This is a genomic window from Streptococcus pneumoniae, assembly GCA_040719455.1.
Lineage (GTDB): Bacteria > Bacillota > Bacilli > Lactobacillales > Streptococcaceae > Streptococcus > Streptococcus pneumoniae_G.
Genome location: JBFDTN010000001.1, coordinates 2,060,845 through 2,081,735, shown reverse-complemented (window position 1 = coordinate 2,081,735; position 20,891 = coordinate 2,060,845). Strand labels below are relative to the sequence as shown.

The following is a 20,891-nucleotide window of genomic DNA, read 5'->3' as shown; positions in this document are numbered from 1 at the left end:
TTTAAATGCTATAAATATCTATTGAGTCTGGATTATCAAAAAGACAGATTTTCGGCTCTATAATTTCTGTAGTGGGTAACTTCCACTGAAGAGATTATAGGGCTTTTTCAGTGTGGCGAATTGTCAAATTAAGTGCACATTTATCCCATAAAAAATTTCATAAGGTGTTTTCCAGTTTAGACATTTTCGTGGTCTGTTGTTTAATTTATCTTCCCATTCCTGAATGATCAAGTGTTCTACCTCTGTTAAGTCACTTCCTTTTGGAAAATACTCTCGCAATAAGCCATTTGTATTCTCGTTTGTTCCTCGTTGCCAAGGAGCATGAGGATCAGGAAAATAGACTTCGACATTTAGTTTCTCGGTGAGTTCAGGATGTCCTGAGAATTCCTTACCTCTATCAGGAGTCACTGTTTCTTTTGGTAGGGACTCTAACATATTTACCATGGCTTCTATAACCAATTTACTTTTCTTGACAGCTACTTTCTGAATTTTGAGGAAGCGGGAATGCCTATCAGTGAGTGTTACTAGGCAAGCTTTTCCAGTCTTTCCAGCAACAGTATCGGCTTCCCAATCACCTATTCTCGAGCGTTCATTAGCTGCTATTGGCCTCTCATGAATGGTATGAGAAATAGGAATTTTTCCTCGCTTTTCCACATGGGATTGTGTATGGCGTGTTTTACCATGGTGACGAAGTTTGCGAACAACCCCACGAGCACCATGTGAAAGAGGCGTGTCGTCAAAGTGACCGCGATAGATAGCTCTATAAATGGTTTGATAACTAATGACGGGTCTTTCTCGTTCTAAACGTAATCGTCCCTCAATTTCTTCTGGCGACCATTGACACTCAAGAAAAAGATGCTTGACGGTCTGACTGAGTTCAGTGTCTATTTCTAATTTCCTTTTTCGCCCACAATGCGATTTAGCGAGATGATAAGCTGTTTGTGCCCTACTAGGCGAATAGTTGCCTTGTTTTGAATGACGTTTTAATTCACGACTAATACTTGAGGGGTGCCGATGTAATAGTCGTGCTATTTGAGAAAAGGTCATCCCTTTAGTACGATAAATCAGAATACTTTCTCGTTCATCTATGGTAAAATGATGGTAGCTCATAAGATTTCCTTTCGTAAGATGTTTGTTCAGTTTTATTTTACTAGAAAAAATCTTATGAGTTTTTATCGTGCACTTATATTGTAAATTCAAGAAATAAAAAACACTCTAAGATTCTCCTAGAGTATCAATTCATCAGGGCTTTGAGCCCCTTTTTTATCTCCTCAACACAAAAAAGCCCTTAGTCAAACAATTAAGGCTCTATAATTTCTGTAGTGGGTAACTTCCACTGAAGAGATTATAGGGCTTTTCAGTGTAGAAAAAAAGTCCCATATAATCTATAATGAAAAGCGACGAAACTCACATTAGAAAGAATCATATGGAACAACTTCATAATACCACAAATCTTATCGGAATTAAAGATAAAAATATCACCATCACTTCTGCTTACAAGTCTAAATCCCATATCCTCATTCAAGCAACCTTAGATTATCCTTCTCCTCCTTGTCCTCACTGCCAAGGAAAGATGATAAAATATGACTTCCAACGAGAATCCTCTATTCCTATGCTTGATATTCAAGGATTTCCTACTCTTCTAAAACTGAGAAAACGCCGCTTTAAATGCAAGTGTTGTCTCCGTGTATCCGTTTCTCAAACGCCTCTCGTCAAGAAACATCATCAAATTTCTCAACCTGTCCGGGATAAAATCACTCAACTACATACGGAAAAACTAACGAACTCTGATATTGCTAGAAGACTTCATATCTCTGTCTCTGTGGTACAGAGAAAACTGAATCAATTCTCCTTCAAGGAACAGTTCTCACAATTACCTAAAATCCTCTCGTGGGATGAATTCTCTCGAAATAAGGGAAAGCTGGCATTTATCGCTCAGGATTTTCAATCCAAAAAGATTATCACTATTCTTGAGAATAATCGACAAACAACCATTAAAAACTACTTCCTCAAATACACGAGAGAGATGAGGGAAAACGTCAAAGTCGTAACTATGGATATGGCTGGAAACTACATCCCCATCATTAACTTCTTATTCCCGAAAGCAAAGATTGTCCTGGATCGTTTCCATATTATGCAGCACCTGAGCAGAGCGATGATGGCTACTCGGATTGCCATTATGAAGAACTGTGACAAGGGATCACTTCCTTATCGTGCTATGAAACATCATTGGAGAATCCTCCAAAAGGACAGCCGGAAACTCTCTAACAAACTCTTTTATTCTCGAACCTTTAGGCAAACCTTAACCCCTAGAGAAGTAGTTCAAAAGACCTTAGACTTGTCAGAGGAACTAAAGTACTATTATGATCTTTATCAGCTCTTGCTTTTCCATTTTCAGGAGAAGAACAGCGAGGCATTCTTCGGACTGATAGAAGACTATTTACCTACTGTGAATCCTACTTTCAAAACAGTCTTGACAACCTTTCTCAAATACAGACAATACATTACCAATGCAATTGAATTACCTTATTCAAACGCTAAACTCGAAGCAACTAACAAACTAATCAAGGACATCAAACGACAAGCTTTCGGTTTCCGAAACTTTAAGAACTTTAAAACAAAAATTCTCATCGCTTTAAACATACAAAAAGAGAGAACCAACCTGATTCTCTCTCGTATGGGGTAATACTTCACCCACTACAGTTGACAAAGTGCCAGATTTTCTCAATCTGCCTTTTCTTAAAAATTCCATATAGAATGTATAAATACTAATTTAGCTTAGTTAAAAATTGATTCCTTAAAATCATCTGTGCTACGAAGATAAGCGTTGTACACTTTTTGCTTCAGGATATTCACCCAGCTAGCAACAGGATTGGAATTTAAGGTAGCGCGTTTTAAACTTGCATCATTTCTAACATCAAATGCCATCGCATCTTCAATCATAGATTGGAGTTGCTCAAATGAAGTAATCGTCACTGTCTTATTCGAATTCAATCGTCCTAGTTCATAGCGAATCGTAACTGGTTTTAAATCTACCAATTTATCAATCCGTTCTTGATACATCGCTTTTTTAAAGTCTGTCCAATTTTTGTACTTGCCACCAAAGACCTTTTCAAGAACGATGGTATCTGTCACCAGTCCTTGATCTTTCTTTAAATGACTTGACCAAGTTTTCGAACCCGCTGCAAATGCTGCATCTGCATATTGGTTTGAAACATACGGCACAAATCCTCCATAATATCCCTTAGCCGCAAAGAGTTCATAAGCCATACGACGGAACATCAAATCTCCTGGCGCACCATTTGGATTGTCTAAAGCAGAGTAAATCGGAGAGGTCAAGGAAATCAAATAATAGCCATTTCGTTTGACTTCTCCATCTTGAAAGCCTAGACGACGCGTCATTATGCTGTTGTCAATCAAGGATTCAAAACTGGTTAATTGTACAACCTCTTCATCCGTCAATCCTCGAATACTATTTCCTGCGTGGGTATCTTTTTGGTACTTACTATCTTTTATATAGTAATTTTCAATCTTACGAAGCCATTGTTTCTTAACGGTATCAGATTGTTTCACCAAGGCATTGCCTTCAACATAATCTAGCACATACACCAAATCCATCATTCCCTTGACGTATTGATTTAAGTCATCCACATTTTTGAAACGCTCTACTGGATTTGCCGCATGGAAACGATTTTCAGCATCCTTGTCATACGCAAAGAGAGTGTTAAGCGCTAAATGACCTGCATCCTTTGACATTGGAGCTTGTAAGAGTCCGTAGGCATAAAGCTCTGCACCTTGCCCATCCCTACGACCATAGTTATTAAAATAGACTTTACGGTCATTATTATGAACCATTTCATGTGTGAAGACAGAGCTTCCTGATTCATCCAGCAAGCGGCTATATACAAAATGCACATAGCTACCGGATGCATAGGCACCACTACCGTTGTTTCCATAGTATTTCCCGACAGGCCCAAAGAAATCCTTCATCGAATCATAGTTTCCTACAAGAGACGCCCACTCTTTTGAACCATCTGGCTTAAAGTAGTTAAATCCATCATAGACTGGATAGTTATTAAAAAGACGTCCGCGAGATTCTTCATTCAAAATCTTGTAATAGAAATCATAATGATCTCGTTGCCAGATTGCTGCCTGATCCACCATGGCACGAATTTCTGCGATTGCTTCATCGGTCAAGTTACCACGGTAACGTTCGTAACCGCCAAAAGAAAGGCTATTGATCGTAGAGATAATATAGACGGATTCTTTCTTCATCGTCAGAAGTGGCAAGAGCATATTCTTATAGTTCCAACTTGGTCGCACCAATTGGTCATAGATACCAAGTGAATCCGTATTCTCTTTATTGCCATAAGCTACTTCTTGGCGCACTCTCACTTCTGGTAACTGCGAAGTTGCCTCCACTATGTACGCCTTGGTATTTTCTTTGAGCCATTCATTATTATTTTTCTTTGGCAAGAAACGCTCACGATAGCTCTCTACAAGATTGAAAATATCAGCTTTTCCATTCACACGACCAAGAGTGTTTGCATATCCATCTACGTTATTTGCAGCTCGCAACTGCTCATAGCCGAGCTTACCAAGAGAGATAATCGTATCTAAGGTAGAAACATTTTGATTTCCAAAGAAATCAAGCTTAAAGCTGGTCAAATCCTTGGTATTCACATCACCGTAGTTAATATCGTACCAGCGGTTGAGGTAGCTTAACCCTAATAACACAGCCACATTGTTGCTCGAAATCTTTTGAACCAGACTATCTGCGACTACGTTTCCAAGCGTATTGATGGCTTTGTCCATGCTTAAGACCTTTTGTAGTTGATCAGAGAGGTTGCTTTTTACCTCATTAAAACTGTCTTCTAAAAACATCAGCGACAACCGCTCTTCAATCAGATTTGTACGCAATTCCGCATCAGACGGAATGACGAGTGCTGGATTTCGTTTCTTAGCAGCTTCTAATTCATTTTTCCTTGTAGCAATGACCTCTTCTGTTACACTAGCTGGAATTCCAAGAGCATTCTTGACAATATCTGAACGATAGGTCAAGCTGGTAAATGTCGGAAGCACTTTTCCTAAAACATTTTGATAGTCTGATAAGAATACTTCTGGCGTGTAGAGCAGCCCTGTATCACCTAGATGATACTCTGCCACCTTACCAGATGCAAAATCCCCCTTATAGGCAAGGGACATATAATCCACCGTTCCATCCGCATAATGAAGCATAAGACGATTGATTTTCTCCTTGTTACCATGAATGTTAAGTGCAATTTCCTTGTCTTTCATGGGCACAACATCGATTAATTTCGTTGTATAGAGCTTACTTTTTAAAGCCACTTGATTACCATAGCGAACAATCAAGTCTTTATTGTAGAAAGGAAGTAATTTCTCCACATTTTCATATGCTGTTACGCGATTAGCAGTCGCATTTTTGAGAGAGCTATAAGATACTTGGTAGCGATTCTCCTGAGCAGATAGCTTTTGTCTTGTATTCGATTTTCTAACATAGAAATGATAACCATCTTGATAATTCAGTCTCTTACTTGGGTCTTCCACCAATTCATCAAATGAAATCCCTACCTTGAAACTTGGAACACCTTTCTGATTGACCTGTGTAATAGTCGAAACAGGCAGTAGCATCTCTTTAAATTTAGAAGATTTAACCTTCACAAAATAATTGTCGACACTACTTGGCAAGCGATCCAAGGTTTGATGAAGACGTTCTACATTGTTAACACGGCTGTACAGTTCTACGGACTCAATGTCTTTTAACTCAATTTTTTTATACTCTAGTTCAATATCTCTACGAGCTTGTATTTCCTCTGTTTTATTTCCATCGCGGTGTGCATAAGTCACAGTTGTAAGCACTGTATAAGGTACATTGTACTCTAAGTGAGAGAAACTTGCTTGATTGTTGACAAGATCAACTTCTTGAACTTTCTTACCCACTTGCATCAAGAAAGCTTTAGCTGAAAGATAGGTAGCTGTCTGGTCCGTTAGTTGATACTGGATAGTTGCAGATTTTTGTGCGACATCCGTCTCTACTCCAGAAATAGTGAGTGTAGGTTTCACACCAACCTTTGTACCTCGATAGATAATCGTGTCTACTGCTGGTTTGTCAATCGCCTCTTGCTTTGAGATAACCTTAGAAGTTTTTACTCCCTTAATGGTCTCATAGACAGTTGTAATCGTCTTTTCGCCATCTGAACCTTGGACAACTCGGCTAGTTCCTTCCCACAGATTTGGATCCCGCTCTGTACGACTACCATGAGCGAGAGATACTTTACTAACTTCGGTCACATTCCCATAGATGGGCTTCGTTCCTCTATAAATAATCGTATCTACTGCTGGCTTTGTAATCGTTTCTTTTCGTGAAAGAATCCTAGAAGTTTTTACACCTCTAATCGTCCTATAAACGGTCACAATCGACCTTTCGCCATCTGAACCTTGGACAACTCGACTCGTTCCTTCCCACAGATTTGGATCCTGCTCTGTACGGCTACCATGGGCGAGAGATACTTTCGTAACTTCCATCACATTCCCATAGATGGGCTTCGTTCCTCTATAAATAATCGTATCTACTGCTGGCTTTGTAATCGTTTCTTTTCGTGAAAGAATTTTGAAAGTTCTTCTTCCTCTAATGGTCTCATAGACAGTCGTCACTAACTTCTCGCCATTTCTACCTTGAACAGTCCGAGATGTACCTACCCACAGATTCGGATCCTGCTCTACACGACGTCCATGAGGAATGACCACTCTCGTTACTTTCTCTACACTAGCAGAAATTGGGTTACTTTGTGAATCAATTCGTGTGCCATTTTGTTTACGAACTCTGTCTGTTTGAGAAGCCCTGCTCACTTCATCAGCTGCCAGAGTTCTTGTTTTCCCATCACGAGTTGCAACAGCACGAGATTCTCTAGTCTCATCTAAGCTATGACGGACTTTAAATGCAGTAGCTCCTTGATTGGTGATATCTCCCTTATCAAGATCTAGTTTCACCTTTTGGGAATTCTCTGCTGCATCTACTGGATAGGTAGGCTTTTCTGTACGAGAAAGAGTAGTCGCATCTTCATTTTTAATAGATTCTGCGACTGCCCTCTGTTCATTTTCACCATCATGACGTTCAACTGTTTGAGAAGTTTGTTCATTTGTCACAACTTGAGCAGTATTTGGATTAGCAACTTTTTCAGTTGCACTTACAACTGGAACCGTTTGAGTAGCCGTATAAACAGGTGTACTTACTGAGGTTTGAAGAGACACATTTCTTTCTTCTACAATATGATCAGAGTTTGTTTCTGTACTAGTAGTAGAAGAAAAATCAGCTTTCTGCTGTTGCTCAATCTCTAGCGTTCCCGCTTCATCTGCATAGCTAGTCATAGCAAAAGCCCCTCCCATAAGACTAACACCAATCACCGTCGATACAGTTCCGATTGCTAGTTTTCGAATGGAAAACTTTCTTTGTTTTTCCCACATATCTTTCACATTATTCCTTTTCAATCAATATTCTTACATTTGTCCATTTTCTATTAAAGCATACTTATAGGGCATTTGTAAACTTAAACATATCAAAATATTGAAGCCCCCGTCTGCGATAGTTGTCGAAAAAACTCATATCTTCAGTACAAAAAAAGGAGTGAGACTCAATCGTTATTTCTCAGAAATCGATTTTCTTCACTCCTTTGTTTTTAAATTCGATCTAAACTAATCCGCTGGATTAGTTTACTCTCTTCAAAGCTCCACTGGAGAATTGAAGCCAGCGACAAGACTGAGTCAAACTGTTGAATTTATAAAAAAACAAGGCTGGACACTTTTGTCTCAGCCTTGTCATCTTTTATCGCTTATTAAGCTTTGTTTTCAGAACCGAAAACATCGATACGCTCTTCAACAGATGCTTGGATAGCTTTTACACCGTCTGCCAAGAATTTACGTGGGTCAAAGAGTTTTTTCTTGTCGTATTCTGCTTCGTTTGCGTCATAGTTACGAGCAAATTCACGAGTTGCATTTGAGAATGCGATTTGGCACTCAGTATTTACGTTTACTTTTGCAACACCAAGTTTGATCGCTGCTTGGATTTGCTCATCTGGAATACCAGAACCACCGTGAAGAACGATTGGGAAACCTGGAACAGCTTCTGTCAATTTCTTCAAGTGCTCAAGGTCTAGACCTTCCCAGTTTTCTGGGTATGGACCGTGGATGTTACCGATACCAGCTGCCAAGAAGTCGATACCAGTTTCTACCATTGCTTTTGCATCTTCGATTGGAGCAAGCTCACCAGAACCGATGATTCCGTCTTCTTCTCCACCGATTGTTCCAACTTCAGCCTCAACTGAGATACCTTTTGCGTGAGCCAATTTAACAACTTCACGAGCTTTTTCAAGGTTTTCTTCAACTGGAAGGTGTGAACCGTCAAACATGATTGAAGTGTAACCAGCTTCGATACACTCAAGAGCATCTTCATAATGACCATGGTCAAGGTGGATTGCAACTGGAACTGTAATGTTCATTGACTCTACAAGGTTCGCAATCAAGTTACGAGCTACTTTGTAACCACCCATGTATTTTGCTGCACCCATTGAAGTTTGGATCAAAACAGGAGCTTTTTTAGCTTCTGCTGCACGCAAGATAGCTTGAGTCCACTCAAGGTTGTTTGTGTTAAATCCACCAACTGCGTAACCATTGTCACGAGCTGCTTGAACAAATTTTTCTGCTGAAACGATTGGCATTTTCTAGCCTCCTCTTTATTTTTGTGGGATTTCCCACTTACATTGTTTATTTTATCACTTTTTCATCTAAAATGCTAGTCTTACTACAACTTGAAAACGTTTACCATTTCTTATTCTTACACATTTTTGAAAAATATTTATTAAGAAAAAAAGACTGGATAAACCAGTCTTACTTACTGCGGAGAGAGGGACTTGAACCCTCACGACCTAAAGCGGTCACAGGATCCTTAGTCCTGCGCGTCTGCCAATTCCGCCATCCCCGCGATTGAGTACCTTAACAGTATATCAAGGATTGACTCTCTTGTCAAGAGTTTTTGTCAACTTTTTTCAAATTTTCATATTTTTTTCTAACTGTTAAGGTACAAAGATTACTTACTATTTTCTACGGCTGCTGTGACAAAGGCAGTGTAGAGTCCTTCTGGACGATTTGGACGGCTAGATAGCTCTGGATGATATTGACAAGCCACAAAGAATTTATTTTCAGGAATTTCCACGATTTCGACCAAGCGATTGTCTGGTGATACGCCTGAGAATACAAATCCTGCTGCTTCGAATTGCTCACGGAATTGATTGTTAAACTCATAACGGTGACGGTGACGTTTTTGAACGACATCTTGGTGGTCATAGGCTGCTGCTGCATGGCTTCCTTTTTTAAGCTTGGTTGGGTAAAGACCAAGACGAAGAGTTCCACCCATGTCTTCCACATCGATTTGATCACGCATGATGTCAATGATTGGATAGGCTGTTGCACTATTTAGCTCGGCAGAGTTCGCTCCTTCAAGTCCTAGGACATTACGCGCAAACTCGATACAGGTCAACTGCATACCAAGGCAGACACCAAGCATTGGGACATCTTTCTCACGCGCATATTTAATAGCTTCGATTTTTCCTTCTGTTCCACGTTGACCAAATCCACCTGGGACGATAATACCATCTGCAGACCCGAGTAATTCTGCTACATTATCTGCTGTCACATCATTAGCATTGACCCAGTCTAGCTTAACTTCTGAATCATTGGCATAACCTGCATGTTTCAAGGCTTCAACCACAGAAATATAAGCATCCGGCAATTCTACATATTTACCAACCAAGGCAATCTTCACTTGTTTCTTCAAGTTCATCACCTTATCCACCATCGCAGACCACTCTGTCATATCCGCTGCTGGCGCATCAATCTTCAGATGATCACAAACGATTTGGTCCATATTTTGCGCTTGCAAATTGAGCGGAATTTGGTACAAATGCTCCACATCAAGCGACTCAATCACAGCTTCTGGTGCTACATCACAGAATTGTGCCAATTTATTTTTAATCCCTTGCCCAGCTGGCTCTTCGGTCCGAATAACCAACATATTTGGCTGAATGCCAAGTCCACGCAGTTCTTTAACCGAATGTTGAGTTGGCTTGGTTTTCATCTCACCGGCTGCCTTCAAATAAGGTAGAAGAGTCGTATGGATATACATAACATTATCCGCACCAACATCTGCCTTCATCTGGCGAAGGGCTTCAAGGAAAGGCAGACTTTCAATATCTCCAACCGTTCCCCCGACTTCTGTGATAATCACATCCGAATCCGTTGTCGTTGCCGCACGCTTGATTTTTTCTTTCAAAGCATCTGTAATATGAGGAATTACCTGAACAGTCGCGCCAAGATACTCACCGCGGCGTTCTTTTCGAAGAACTTCGCTGTAAATCTTCCCTGTTGTCACATTTGAATATTTATTGAGGTTAATATCAATAAAACGCTCATAGTGACCAAGGTCAAGGTCTGTCTCTGCTCCATCATCTGTTACAAATACTTCCCCATGCTGATACGGACTCATCGTTCCTGGGTCAATATTGATATATGGGTCAAACTTTTGAATGGTTACTTTCAAGCCACGATTTTTCAAGAGACGTCCCAAACTTGCAGCTACAATCCCTTTTCCGATCGAGCTGACGACGCCACCTGTCACAAAAATATACTTGGTTTCCATAGATACTCCTTTACCACTTAAAAACAAAAATAGCTCCCTAAGATTAGGGAGCGTCAAGACCTCTCAAAAGAGGTGCCCAATATTATAATATCGCAGATTAGCTCGTTTGTCAACTAGATTATTCTTCGATTTCAACTTCCTCTTCATCAGAAAACTCATCGTCTTCTTCATTGAGGTCCACTTCTTCACCCAAATCATCTGGAGCAATCTCGTTGATTTCCGCATCATAAGCTTCTACTTCACTCTTTTCGTCATCTGGATTATCATCACCGTAGTTAAGAGCAGGGTCAGCTTCGTAGCTGTCTTCATCTTCTGGGTCATCTGCATTGTAATCAATAGCATCGTCATCCCCATCCATGAAGGCATTGACACGTTTTTTCTTACGTTTTTTCGGAACATCATTTTCATCATCTTCTTCAAGCGCAATGATTTCCTCATCAACCTCATCGATCGCATACCAAGAACGAAGACCCCATTTATTATCCCCAAGAGGAATGAAGCTTCCATCAACATTCAACTCTGTATAAAAAAGAGGAAGGGCTTCACGAATATCACTATTTGATTTTCCCAAGTAATTTTGAATCTCATTAACAAGGTCATTGAAATACATCTCATGGTCACGACCGCGCACTTCCAAAATCGCACGCGCTACTTCTACCATGGATAGTTCACTTTTTTCTTGCCCAGCAAATACTTCTAATTCCAACGTTTTTCTCCTTATGTTGTCATTACCTTCTATTGTACGATAATTTTTCACTTTCGTCAAAGGAATTTTATCTACACATGATAGGAAAAGCCAATAGTCGAAACTATTAGCTTACCCGATTTATTTTACTTTTGCAGTGCTAGTGATCACTTCAACAGCTTTCTTGATAGCAATGTCATGTTTCAACATATCTTTAGAGAGCAAGCGACGAACTTGGTCCACTTCCATGTTGTAATCTGATGCAAGAGAAGTGATTTCTGCTTCGATTTCCTCATCTGTTGCTTCAAATCCTTCTGCTTTCGCAATCGCTTCAATAACAAGGTTTGTTTTTGTGCGTTTTTCAGCATCGCCTTCGTATTGTTTGTGAAGATCATCTTCAGTTGTTCCAGTGATTTGGAAGTACATTTCTGGAGAGATGCCTTGACGTTGCATATTTCCAAGGAATTCATTCATAGAGCGATGTACTTCTTCGTGAATCATTTCAGCTGGAAGTTCAACGATTTCTGCATTTTCAACCGCAAGGTCAAGTGCTGCTGATTCAACAGCATCATCATAAGCAATTTCTTTAGCTGCTTCTAGTTCTTTGCGGTATTTTGCTTTCAACTCGTCAAGTGTTTCTACTTCGTCATCGATGTCTTTTGCCAATTCATCATCAAGTGCAGGCACTTCTTTTGCTTTCACTTCGTGGATGGTTGTCACGAATTTCGCTGCTTTTCCTGCAAGATCTGCTGCTTGGTAATCTTCTGGGAAGGTTACATTCACATCCACAGTTTCACCTGCCGCATGACCTACCAACTGCTCTTCAAATCCTGGGATAAATTGACCGCTACCAAGCTCAAGTGGGTAGTTATCTCCTTTACCACCGTCAAATTCAACACCATCAACAGAACCAACAAAGTCGATGACAACAGTATCACCTTCAGCTGCTTTGTCTTCTTTGATAACCAATTCTGCCAAGTTGTTGCGCTCGCGCTCAATCTTCGCATCCACATCTGCATCAGTCACTTCTTTTGAAACGTCAACAGATACTTCAAGGTCCTTATAAGCACCGAGTTTTACTTCTGGTTTTGTCACAACAGTTGCAGTGATGGTCCAGTCTTGTCCTTTTTCCATTGATTCAATATCAAATTGTGGTTGTGCCACCACTTCGATACCTGCTTCAGCAACAGCTCCTTCATAAGCTGCTGGAAGAAGAGCATTCAAAGCATCTTGGTAAAGCGCTTCTTCACCAAATTTTTGGTCAAAGATTGGACGTGGGATACGACCTTTACGGAAACCTGGAACATTAAGATTTTTCTTAACATCGTTAAATACTTTGTCAAGAGCTGGTTTGATTTGCTCTTGGCTGATGGTGAAAGTTAATACACCACGGTTTGTTTCTTTTGTTTCAAATGATACAGACATTCTGTCATTTCTCCTTAACATTTTATTGCATACGCTCTATTATAGCACATCTACTATATAATTGTCCACTCACTAATGACCAAACTTGCTCAATCCTTCTCAAATCAAGAATTTCATTAAAAATCTAAAATCCTATAACCATCAAGAAAAATGATATTTCATCTTCCATTTCTTTATATTTTGCTTAGTTTTGAGTAAATACATACTTTTAAAAATAAGCTATTTTGGACAAATGCTAAATATTATCATTTTTTTGTAATTTAGGAGATAAAGACAGGACACTACCGACGCAGATTTATCCTCCTAGCTTTCATATGTATGTATCACCTGCATTACCGCTCCTTTTTGGCATAGCCTCAAACATTGCTCTGTCTACTACACCAAATATATCCCCACAAAAAAGAGAAATCTTAAGAATGACCAAATAAATCTACAATTTATCCTACTAAAAAACACCTCTATTCTCAGTTTTCACTAAAAACAGAAGTGTTTTTTGTATCTATATGGAACTTTAGTCCTTAAGCATAGATTGCCCGCTCGCCACCGATTTTTTTAGGGCGTGTGGTCAAAGCTGTCACATGGGCATGACCCAACTCTTTTAAAATCGGACGAATCGGCACTTGGACATGCTTGATATGCATACCAATCGCAGTATCACCAATATCTATTCCTGCGTGGGCTGTGATGAATTCAACTTCGACAGGATTTTTCATATATTGCAGCGCTGCTAATTGCCCGGCTCCTCCTGCATGGAGACTCGGAAGCACATTGACAATTTCTAAATGGTACTTGTCTGCTACTTCTCGCTCAACCATAAGCGCACGATTGAGATGCTCGCAGCCTTGAACAGCTAAATAAATTCCACGTTCTTCTAAGATCTCAAGCAAGGTCTGGACAATGATTTCTCCAACTTCTTGGCTAGAAGCTTGTCCAATCCTACCTCCTACGACCTCACTTGATGACAAGCCTAGCACAAAAATCTGCCCTTCACGAATGCCTGATTTCTCTAAGACATCTAGGGAGATGGTTTTCATATCTTCTTGGAGCACTGCTTTGTTCATATTCTATCCCCCAGACTCTTTTTAAAGGTTTGTGAAATGCCCCAGCCAAGAATCATCCCAAGGAGATTTTGAGAGAGATTTGGTAAGATTTCTGGCAGAGCTGCTCCCCAGCCATTCATCCAGCTGGAGGCTAGAGCATAGCCAGAAACCATCACAAAACTTGCCAAAACAAGCCCTAACCACCGAAAAGTTCCTCTAAAACCTGCAAAATACCCTTGTAGTCCGTGAATAATCAGACTAAAGAACATCCACTGAGGATAACCAGCTAGTAAATCAATCAAAAATCCTGACAAACCGCCAACCAAAGCCCCTTCTTTACTGCCAAAATAAAAGGCTGTGAAGAAAATCCCCGCATCAAGCAAGGTTAAAATCCCTGTTGGAGTTGGAATTTTTAGAAAATAACCTAGGGTCACACTGAGGGCTGTTAGAATGGCTAATATCACTAATTTATAGGTTCGTTTATTGCTCATATTGAATCACTCCATAATCATCGGCGCCTTGAATGGCACGATAGACAAAAACTTTTGCTTGCTTGATAGCTTGAGATAGACTTTCTCCCTTCGCTAAAAAGCTTGTAATCGCTGACGCAAAAGTGCAACCTGCTCCCGTGTTATTGCTGGTAAGGAGAGGCTGACGCAGCACTTCATCATTCTCTCCATCATAGAAAAGATCGATAGCTTCGCTCTCACTAAAGCGATTTCCTCCCTTAATCACCACCGCTTTTGCTCCCAAGTCATAGAGCATTTGTGCGGCATTTTTCATATCCTCTAAAGTCTTGATGTCTTTTTGGATCAATAGCTGAGCTTCTGCCAAGTTTGGTGTGATAATCGTCGCATAAGGAAATAGCCTAAAGAGTTCCTCGCGTAGGGCTGTCACCTCCACATCATGCGTTTCCTTACACACTAAAACAGGATCTAAAATCACAGGGATCTCACTATGTTGCTGGATAAACTCAAGAGTCAGACGTGCAATCTCCACATTGGGTAAAAGACCAATTTTAATCGCTGAAAAAGGAACATCTTTCAAACTATTTAGCTGATGGCGAAACACCTCTGTATCCGTCGCAAACACTTCAAATCCTTTGTCTGTCATAGCAGTCAAGCAAGTCACAGCAACAAAACCATGCTGCGCATGCACTGTATAGGTCGTAAGATCAGCATATAGCCCACCACCACTATAAATATCATTGCCTGAAATCGCTAAAATCAATTCATTCTTCATAGGAAATCTCCTTTAAATACAATCCATTCGGTGCCGCAGTTGGTCCAGCTAAATTGCGATCTTTTTCTTCTAAGATCTTTGAAATCTGCTCAACAGGCATGCGACCATTGCCAATCTTTAACAGCGTACCCACCATATTGCGAATCTGCTTATATAAAAATCCATTCCCTGAAAAGGTAAACATCAAGAGATTTTGAGAATCATCTACTCGCAAACTCGCTTCTGTGATGATCCGCACCTTGTTCTCAACACTGGTGCCAGCAGCTGTAAATCCTGTAAAGTCATGCTCTCCTACAAGTTGAGGCAGTGCTTGCTCTATTAAGCCAATATCCAAAGGATAAGGGTAGTGAGTGGCATAGTGACGCATCATCGGATTTTTCGGACGACCTGTATCCACTAAAAATTCATAGGTTTTACTATGCTTGGTGTAGCGAGCATGAAAATCATCACTGACTTCTTCTACCGCAATCACATCTATATCCTCTGGCGTCTGCGTATCAAGTGCAAAACGCAGCTTTTCCAAATCCCGCTTTTCAGGCAAATCAAAATGAATCACTTGCCCCAAGGCATGAACACCACTATCCGTCCGCCCTGCCCCGTGAATTGTAATCGGCAAACCACGGTTAATACGACTTAGCGTTTTTTCAAATTCTTCCTGAACACTACGCGCATGAGGCTGGCGCTGAAAGCCAGCAAAGGCATAGCCATCATAGGAAATCGTTGCTTTATATCTTACCATGTTCCTATTATAGCAGGGATAATAAGGACAAACAAGAGAAAAAGCAGAAAGTGTATGGGTACACTTTTTTAGACTTGAAAGACTCACCAACAAAATGATATACTACTCTTATCTATCATCATAAGGAACTTCTACATGATACCTGACATTTATCTTCACACTCCCAGTGGCCATTTTCGCTACCGTGCTGCTGCCATCATCATTGAAAATGATGCCATTTGTTTTATCGGTAATCCCCATGACGACTATCTCTACTCACTCGGAGGAGCAGTGAAGCTTGGCGAGACTTCTGAGGAGGCTCTTCTCCGTGAAATCAAGGAAGAAACCGGTCAAGTCTATGCTATTGATCGTTTAATCTGTATTCATGAAAATTTCTTTGTCGACCATGGACAAAATCGGCATGAAATCTGCCTCTATTACCTCATGAAATCAAAAGGAAAGACTTTCTTAGCGCCTACTGACAATGAGGAAACGGTCCACTGGATTCCCATTTCAGAGCTCAGCCAACATAGACTCTATCCCAATTTCTTAGATAAGATTTTACAAAGCACACACTCTGGTATTCATCACATCGTGACTTCTAATTAAAAATCTAGGTAGTTCTTTCTACCTAGATTTTTTACATTAATTCTTAAAGCTATGAATCGGTGCTGGAATTTGTCCACCACGCGCGATGAAGTCAGCTGATGAGGCTTGGTTGACTTTCATGACAGGGGCTGTTCCTAAGAGACCGCCAAATTCAATCATGTCGCCTTCTTTTCCTTTTGGAATAATCCGAACAGCAGTCGTTTTTTGGTTGATAACGCCAATGGCTGCTTCGTCTGCAATCATGGCTGCAATGGTTTCTGCTGGCGTTGTTTCTGGAATGGCAATCATGTCAAGACCGACCGAGCAAATGGCCGTCATGGCTTCTAATTTTTCCAAATTGAGGGAGCCGTTTTGCACTGCCGCAATCATGCCCTCGTCTTCAGACACAGGAATGAAGGCACCAGAGAGTCCGCCAACTTGGTTACATGCCATAACACCACCTTTTTTGACCTGGTCATTGAGAAGAGCTAGTGCTGCTGTTGTACCATGTGTTCCAACGGTTTCAAGCCCCATTTCCTCAAGCACGCGCGCTACGGAGTCTCCGATAGCAGGTGTTGGCGCTAGACTCAAATCAACAATCCCGAATTTAACACCAAGGCGCTCGCTCGCCATTTGACCAACTAGCTGACCAATGCGGGTAATCTTAAAGGCTGTCTTTTTAACCGTTTCAGCCACGACATCAAAACTTTCCCCACGGACTTTTTCAAGGGCACGCTTGACCACACCAGGACCAGAAACACCAACATTGATGACCACATCTGCTTCTCCCACACCGTGGAAAGCTCCTGCCATGAAGGGATTATCCTCAACTGCGTTTGCAAAGACAACTAGTTTTGCAGCTCCCATTTCAGAAAGCTCTGCTGTTTCCTTGATAATCCGCCCCATATCCCGCACGGCTGTCATGTTAATCCCTGTCTTGGTCGAGCCAATGTTAACGGATGAGCAGACCTTGTCGGTCTCTGCAAGGGCTCGAGGGATAGAGTTAATGAGAATCTCATCCCCTTTTTGATACCCCTTTTGCACCAAGGCAGAAAAACCACCGATGAAATCAACGCCGATTTCTTTTGCCGCACGATCCAAAGCCTTAGCAAGTGGCACATAGTCTGTCGCATCTGTCGCTGCACCAATTAGGGCAATCGGAGTTACACTGACCCGCTTATTGACAATGGGAATCCCCAATTCAGCCGCAATCTCATCACCGACTGCGACCAAATCACGCGCCTTGGTCGTGATTTTTTGGTAGATTTTCTCAGCTGCACGCTCAATATCCGTATCAATACAATCAAGGAGCGAAATCCCCATGGTAATAGTCCTAATATCGAAATTCTGCTCCTCAATCATGGCAATGGTTTCTGTAACTTGTCTAATATCCATGAATCACCTCTTAGATATTGTACATGGCATCAAAAATTGCCGCACTTTGAATGTTAATTTTGACATTCAAACTCTCACCAAAGGCTTCAAATTCACTGCGCAAGACTGTGAAATCCTTTTTCTCGTCACTGGACACCACTGCCATCATGGTGAAAAATTCATCTAAGACAGTCTGGGAAATATCATCGATATTGAGACCCAATTCTGCAATTTTAGCAGACACACCTGCCACAATCCCTGTCTTATCTTTTCCTACAACGGTAATAATTGCTTTCATATTGCTTCCTCTTTCTAATTCCCTATTCTTGATGTTCTTGTGAATGTGCCAAAAAATCCTTAACCTCAGCTAGCTCTAAAAAGATGTGCTCCCCCACTTGCAAAGCAGGCATCCCCACATAGCCATTTGCCTTCGCCCTATCAAAAGCCACATGGCTGTCTCGCAAGCGAATAAATCGTTTGAAATTAGCTAGATTAGCAGTGATTTCCACCGCTTCATAGTCCAATCCCAAATCCTTTAAGCCCGCCACAAATGGGGCTGTATCTGGGCATTCTGTCACAAAAAATAAGGTTACTTCCATATTCTTTCTCCATTCTTGTCATGTGTGGATTTCATTGTACCATAAAAAAGCCGCAACCTCTAATAGTCACAAGCTTTTTTCAAAAAATATTCGGAAAACCTGAAAGAGAGCAATCATCCTTTATAAAGCTTGAGACTGCAAATAATGGTACAAAGCTCCAATCAAATTGGCTTGATTCCCAAAGCGCGCTTTGAGAATAGCTGGTCTCGTCAAAACAGCTTTAAAAAGGGGACTTTCTTCCAGCATCAGGTCGTACTGACGATTGATTTCTACAAGCAAACACGGCTGAGCACTAATCCCGCCACCAATCGCTATCGCCTCAAGATCCAAAATCGTATGGGTATTCAAAATAATGGTCGCAATGACTCGACAATACTGCTCAAAAATAGCTTTCGCCTTTTCATGCCCTGCTTCAATCGCACCAAAGGCTGCTCGTCCATCTGTTTCATCAAGATGTCCGACTGCTTGATTGACGGCCTTTACCATACCAACAGCAGACCCCAACGAGCCACTCATTGTGGAGATGTCAAACCCTCTAGCGTTCAGCTGCATGAAGCTCAATTCTCCTGCTTGAGAATGAGGCCCATGGCGCAACTGACCATCAAGAATCAATCCACCTCCAACACCTGTACCAAGAATGATCGCAGCACTATTGTCCTGCCTCTTAAGACTCCCTTTCCAGTATTCTGCAAGAGCTGCGGCTTTGCCATCATTTATGACTCTTGCAGGTAAATCATAGCGCTCCTTGATTTCAGCTGCTAAGGCTACTTGGTTTAAGTAAAATAGACTCCCTCCTTGCTCGATGATGCCTTGTGCCGTATCAATTTTCCCAGGAGCACTAAAGGCTATCCCGTTAATATCCTGCCGATAGACTTCAATAATGCTACCCAAAACCTGCCAAAAATCAGCCAAATTCTCAGGCGTTGCAATATGATGATTTTCTAAGATCATACCCTCTTCATTCATCAAAGCGTATTTCAGATGGGTTCCACCAATATCGCAAACAAGATAATGTGCTGTCATCGTTTCTCCTCTTTCTATATAGAAAAAAGTGCATTTTCTGCACTTTTTTATGATTCGATTGATTCCTTTTCTTCCACCACAAATTGGCTCAAGAGACCATTGATAAAACGACTAGACTTTTCATCTGAATAAGTCTTAGCTAGCTCAATCGCCTCATTAACGGCAACCAACTGTGGGGTGTTAAATTCCGTGATTTCAAAGACCCCAAGGCGAAGAAGATTTTTATCTACCAAGGTCAAGCGTTCCAAGGTCCAGCCTTCTTTCAAATGCTGACTGATTTTTTCATCTAGCTCATCCTTAGACTGCGCAACTCCGCTCACAAGGTTTAAAAGAAAGGCTGGAATATCCATTTCTTTTTCCTCATCTCGGTCATGCAGATAAGCAAACTGACAGGCTTCAACAACATCTTTACCGTACTCTAATGCCATCAAGGCTTGAAAAGCACGCTCACGCAGGTCTCGTCTGGTTTCTAATAATACATCAGTCATTGAGGAAATCCTCGTTAAACAGATCTTTAAAGTCTGGTTTTGGTGCTTTTTCTGGCACAATGCCTGCTACATGGACATTGACAGCGCTCAAGCTGACCTCTGCCATATCATAGACCGCGCTCTTAACGGCTTTTTGGATAGCAACGGCAACAGTTGGTACACCTACTCCATATTCCATATAGAGGTAGATATCCACTGTCAAATCCCCATTTTCTGCTGTATGTAGATAAACTCCACGGCTCAAAGCACGTTTTGACAAGCTATCTGACATACTTTTATTGGCAAAAGAGTGTACTCCTTCAACCTTTGCAGTTGCAATGGCAATGATTTTCTCCAAGACACGCGGTGCAATAACGATTTCACCTAATTGTTCAACTGCCATAATCTGTCCTTTCTAGTGGAATTATGCGCGAGAAACGTATGTTCCTTCTTGCGTATTGATGATCAATTTTTGTCCAACTTCGATAAAGTCAGGAACGTTCACGACAAGACCTGTTTCAAGTGTTGCTGGTTTACCAGAACCTGTTACAGTTGCTCCTTTGATTGATGGTTGTGTTTCTGTTACCACCAACTCAACCGTTGTTGGTACAGTGACACCAATCACTTCTGTTCCGTAGAATTGGATTTTCACTTCTGAGTTTTCAAGGATGAATTTCAATTCTTGCTCAACGCTTACCACTGGAATTTCATATTGCTCAAAAGACTCTGTATCCATAAAGTAAGCTGTATCATCCATTTGGTAAAGGTATTGAGCTGGACGAGTTTCAATAATAGCTTGTTCAAATTTTTCTTCTGGACGGTAGCTTGTATCAAAGGTTGATCCTGTACGTACATCACGCAATTTCATACGCATGATGGTATTTCCTTTACCTGGTTTGTGGTGGCTTGCTTCAAGAACGCGGATCAATTTTCCGTCTGCTGTCTCAAATGTCATGCCTGCTTTCAGCTTGCTTGCTTCAATCATGTTTCATTACCTCTTTATAAAAAATATTTCTCTT

General features: G+C 40.9%; 19 protein-coding genes and 1 tRNA gene. 2 read left to right on the top strand and 18 right to left on the bottom strand.

The window, feature by feature from the left end:
* Nucleotides 1-123: 123 nt before the first annotated feature.
* Complete coding sequence (locus tag AB1I63_10135) at nucleotides 124-1,110, bottom strand: IS30 family transposase (protein MEW4355183.1); 987 nt, start codon at nucleotides 1,108-1,110, stop codon at nucleotides 124-126.
* Between the two features lie 316 nt (nucleotides 1,111-1,426).
* On the opposite strand from AB1I63_10135, the gene AB1I63_10130 reads away from it, so the two are divergent.
* A complete protein-coding gene (locus AB1I63_10130; GenBank protein ID MEW4355182.1) occupies nucleotides 1,427-2,686 on the top strand; it encodes an ISL3 family transposase in 1,260 nt (419 codons plus the stop codon).
* Between the two features lie 92 nt (nucleotides 2,687-2,778).
* On the opposite strand, the gene AB1I63_10125 is transcribed toward AB1I63_10130, so the two are convergent.
* From AB1I63_10125 to truA, 10 genes are all read right to left on the bottom strand, one after another.
* A complete protein-coding gene (locus tag AB1I63_10125; protein MEW4355181.1) occupies nucleotides 2,779-7,485 on the bottom strand; it encodes a ZmpA/ZmpB/ZmpC family metallo-endopeptidase in 4,707 nt (1,568 codons plus the stop codon).
* A gap of 368 nt (nucleotides 7,486-7,853) precedes the next feature.
* Nucleotides 7,854-8,735: a class II fructose-bisphosphate aldolase gene (locus tag AB1I63_10120; protein ID MEW4355180.1), complete on the bottom strand. Its 882-nt coding sequence runs from the start codon at nucleotides 8,733-8,735 to the stop codon at nucleotides 7,854-7,856.
* A gap of 177 nt (nucleotides 8,736-8,912) precedes the next feature.
* A tRNA-Leu gene (locus tag AB1I63_10115) sits at nucleotides 8,913-8,998 on the bottom strand.
* Nucleotides 8,999-9,103: 105 nt separating this feature from the next.
* Complete coding sequence (locus tag AB1I63_10110; GenBank protein MEW4355179.1) at nucleotides 9,104-10,711, bottom strand: CTP synthase; 1,608 nt, start codon at nucleotides 10,709-10,711, stop codon at nucleotides 9,104-9,106.
* Between the two features lie 118 nt (nucleotides 10,712-10,829).
* A complete protein-coding gene (rpoE, locus tag AB1I63_10105) occupies nucleotides 10,830-11,417 on the bottom strand; it encodes a DNA-directed RNA polymerase subunit delta (protein MEW4355178.1) in 588 nt (195 codons plus the stop codon).
* Nucleotides 11,418-11,537: 120 nt separating this feature from the next.
* Entirely contained in the window at nucleotides 11,538-12,821 is a 1,284-nt protein-coding gene (gene tig / locus AB1I63_10100; GenBank protein ID MEW4355177.1) for a trigger factor, read from the bottom strand.
* A 518-nt stretch (nucleotides 12,822-13,339) separates the two neighbouring features.
* A complete protein-coding gene (locus AB1I63_10095; GenBank protein ID MEW4355176.1) occupies nucleotides 13,340-13,882 on the bottom strand; it encodes a TIGR01440 family protein in 543 nt (180 codons plus the stop codon).
* Nucleotides 13,879-14,352: an ECF transporter S component gene (locus AB1I63_10090; GenBank protein ID MEW4355175.1), complete on the bottom strand. Its 474-nt coding sequence runs from the start codon at nucleotides 14,350-14,352 to the stop codon at nucleotides 13,879-13,881. Before AB1I63_10090 ends, AB1I63_10095 begins: the two co-directional genes overlap by 4 nt.
* Entirely contained in the window at nucleotides 14,342-15,103 is a 762-nt protein-coding gene (locus tag AB1I63_10085) for a bifunctional hydroxymethylpyrimidine kinase/phosphomethylpyrimidine kinase (protein MEW4355174.1), read from the bottom strand. Before AB1I63_10085 ends, AB1I63_10090 begins: the two co-directional genes overlap by 11 nt.
* A complete protein-coding gene (truA, locus tag AB1I63_10080) occupies nucleotides 15,093-15,842 on the bottom strand; it encodes a tRNA pseudouridine(38-40) synthase TruA (protein ID MEW4355173.1) in 750 nt (249 codons plus the stop codon). Before truA ends, AB1I63_10085 begins: the two co-directional genes overlap by 11 nt.
* A gap of 135 nt (nucleotides 15,843-15,977) precedes the next feature.
* Here truA and AB1I63_10075 point away from each other — a divergent pair, with 135 nt between their 5' ends.
* A complete protein-coding gene (locus tag AB1I63_10075) occupies nucleotides 15,978-16,430 on the top strand; it encodes an NUDIX hydrolase (GenBank protein ID MEW4355172.1) in 453 nt (150 codons plus the stop codon).
* A 36-nt stretch (nucleotides 16,431-16,466) separates the two neighbouring features.
* On the opposite strand, the gene AB1I63_10070 is transcribed toward AB1I63_10075, so the two are convergent.
* From AB1I63_10070 to efp, 7 genes are all read right to left on the bottom strand, one after another.
* Nucleotides 16,467-17,804, bottom strand: coding sequence for a PFL family protein (locus AB1I63_10070; GenBank protein MEW4355171.1), 1,338 nt, complete (start codon nucleotides 17,802-17,804; stop codon nucleotides 16,467-16,469).
* Nucleotides 17,805-17,814: 10 nt separating this feature from the next.
* On the bottom strand, nucleotides 17,815-18,081 hold the full coding sequence (locus tag AB1I63_10065; GenBank protein MEW4355170.1) for an ACT domain-containing protein: 267 nt from the start codon (nucleotides 18,079-18,081) through the stop codon (nucleotides 17,815-17,817).
* Between the two features lie 22 nt (nucleotides 18,082-18,103).
* Nucleotides 18,104-18,382: a hypothetical protein gene (locus AB1I63_10060; protein ID MEW4355169.1), complete on the bottom strand. Its 279-nt coding sequence runs from the start codon at nucleotides 18,380-18,382 to the stop codon at nucleotides 18,104-18,106.
* Between the two features lie 120 nt (nucleotides 18,383-18,502).
* Nucleotides 18,503-19,405: an ROK family protein gene (locus AB1I63_10055; GenBank protein MEW4355168.1), complete on the bottom strand. Its 903-nt coding sequence runs from the start codon at nucleotides 19,403-19,405 to the stop codon at nucleotides 18,503-18,505.
* Between the two features lie 47 nt (nucleotides 19,406-19,452).
* Entirely contained in the window at nucleotides 19,453-19,893 is a 441-nt protein-coding gene (gene nusB / locus AB1I63_10050) for a transcription antitermination factor NusB (protein ID MEW4355167.1), read from the bottom strand.
* The gene (locus tag AB1I63_10045) at nucleotides 19,886-20,275 is read right to left on the bottom strand and encodes an Asp23/Gls24 family envelope stress response protein (protein MEW4355166.1); all 390 of its coding nucleotides are present in this window, start codon (nucleotides 20,273-20,275) and stop codon (nucleotides 19,886-19,888) included. Before AB1I63_10045 ends, nusB begins: the two co-directional genes overlap by 8 nt.
* A gap of 21 nt (nucleotides 20,276-20,296) precedes the next feature.
* Nucleotides 20,297-20,857, bottom strand: a complete 561-nt coding sequence (efp, locus tag AB1I63_10040; GenBank protein ID MEW4355165.1) for an elongation factor P — start codon at nucleotides 20,855-20,857, stop codon at nucleotides 20,297-20,299.
* Nucleotides 20,858-20,891: the final 34 nt, after the last annotated feature.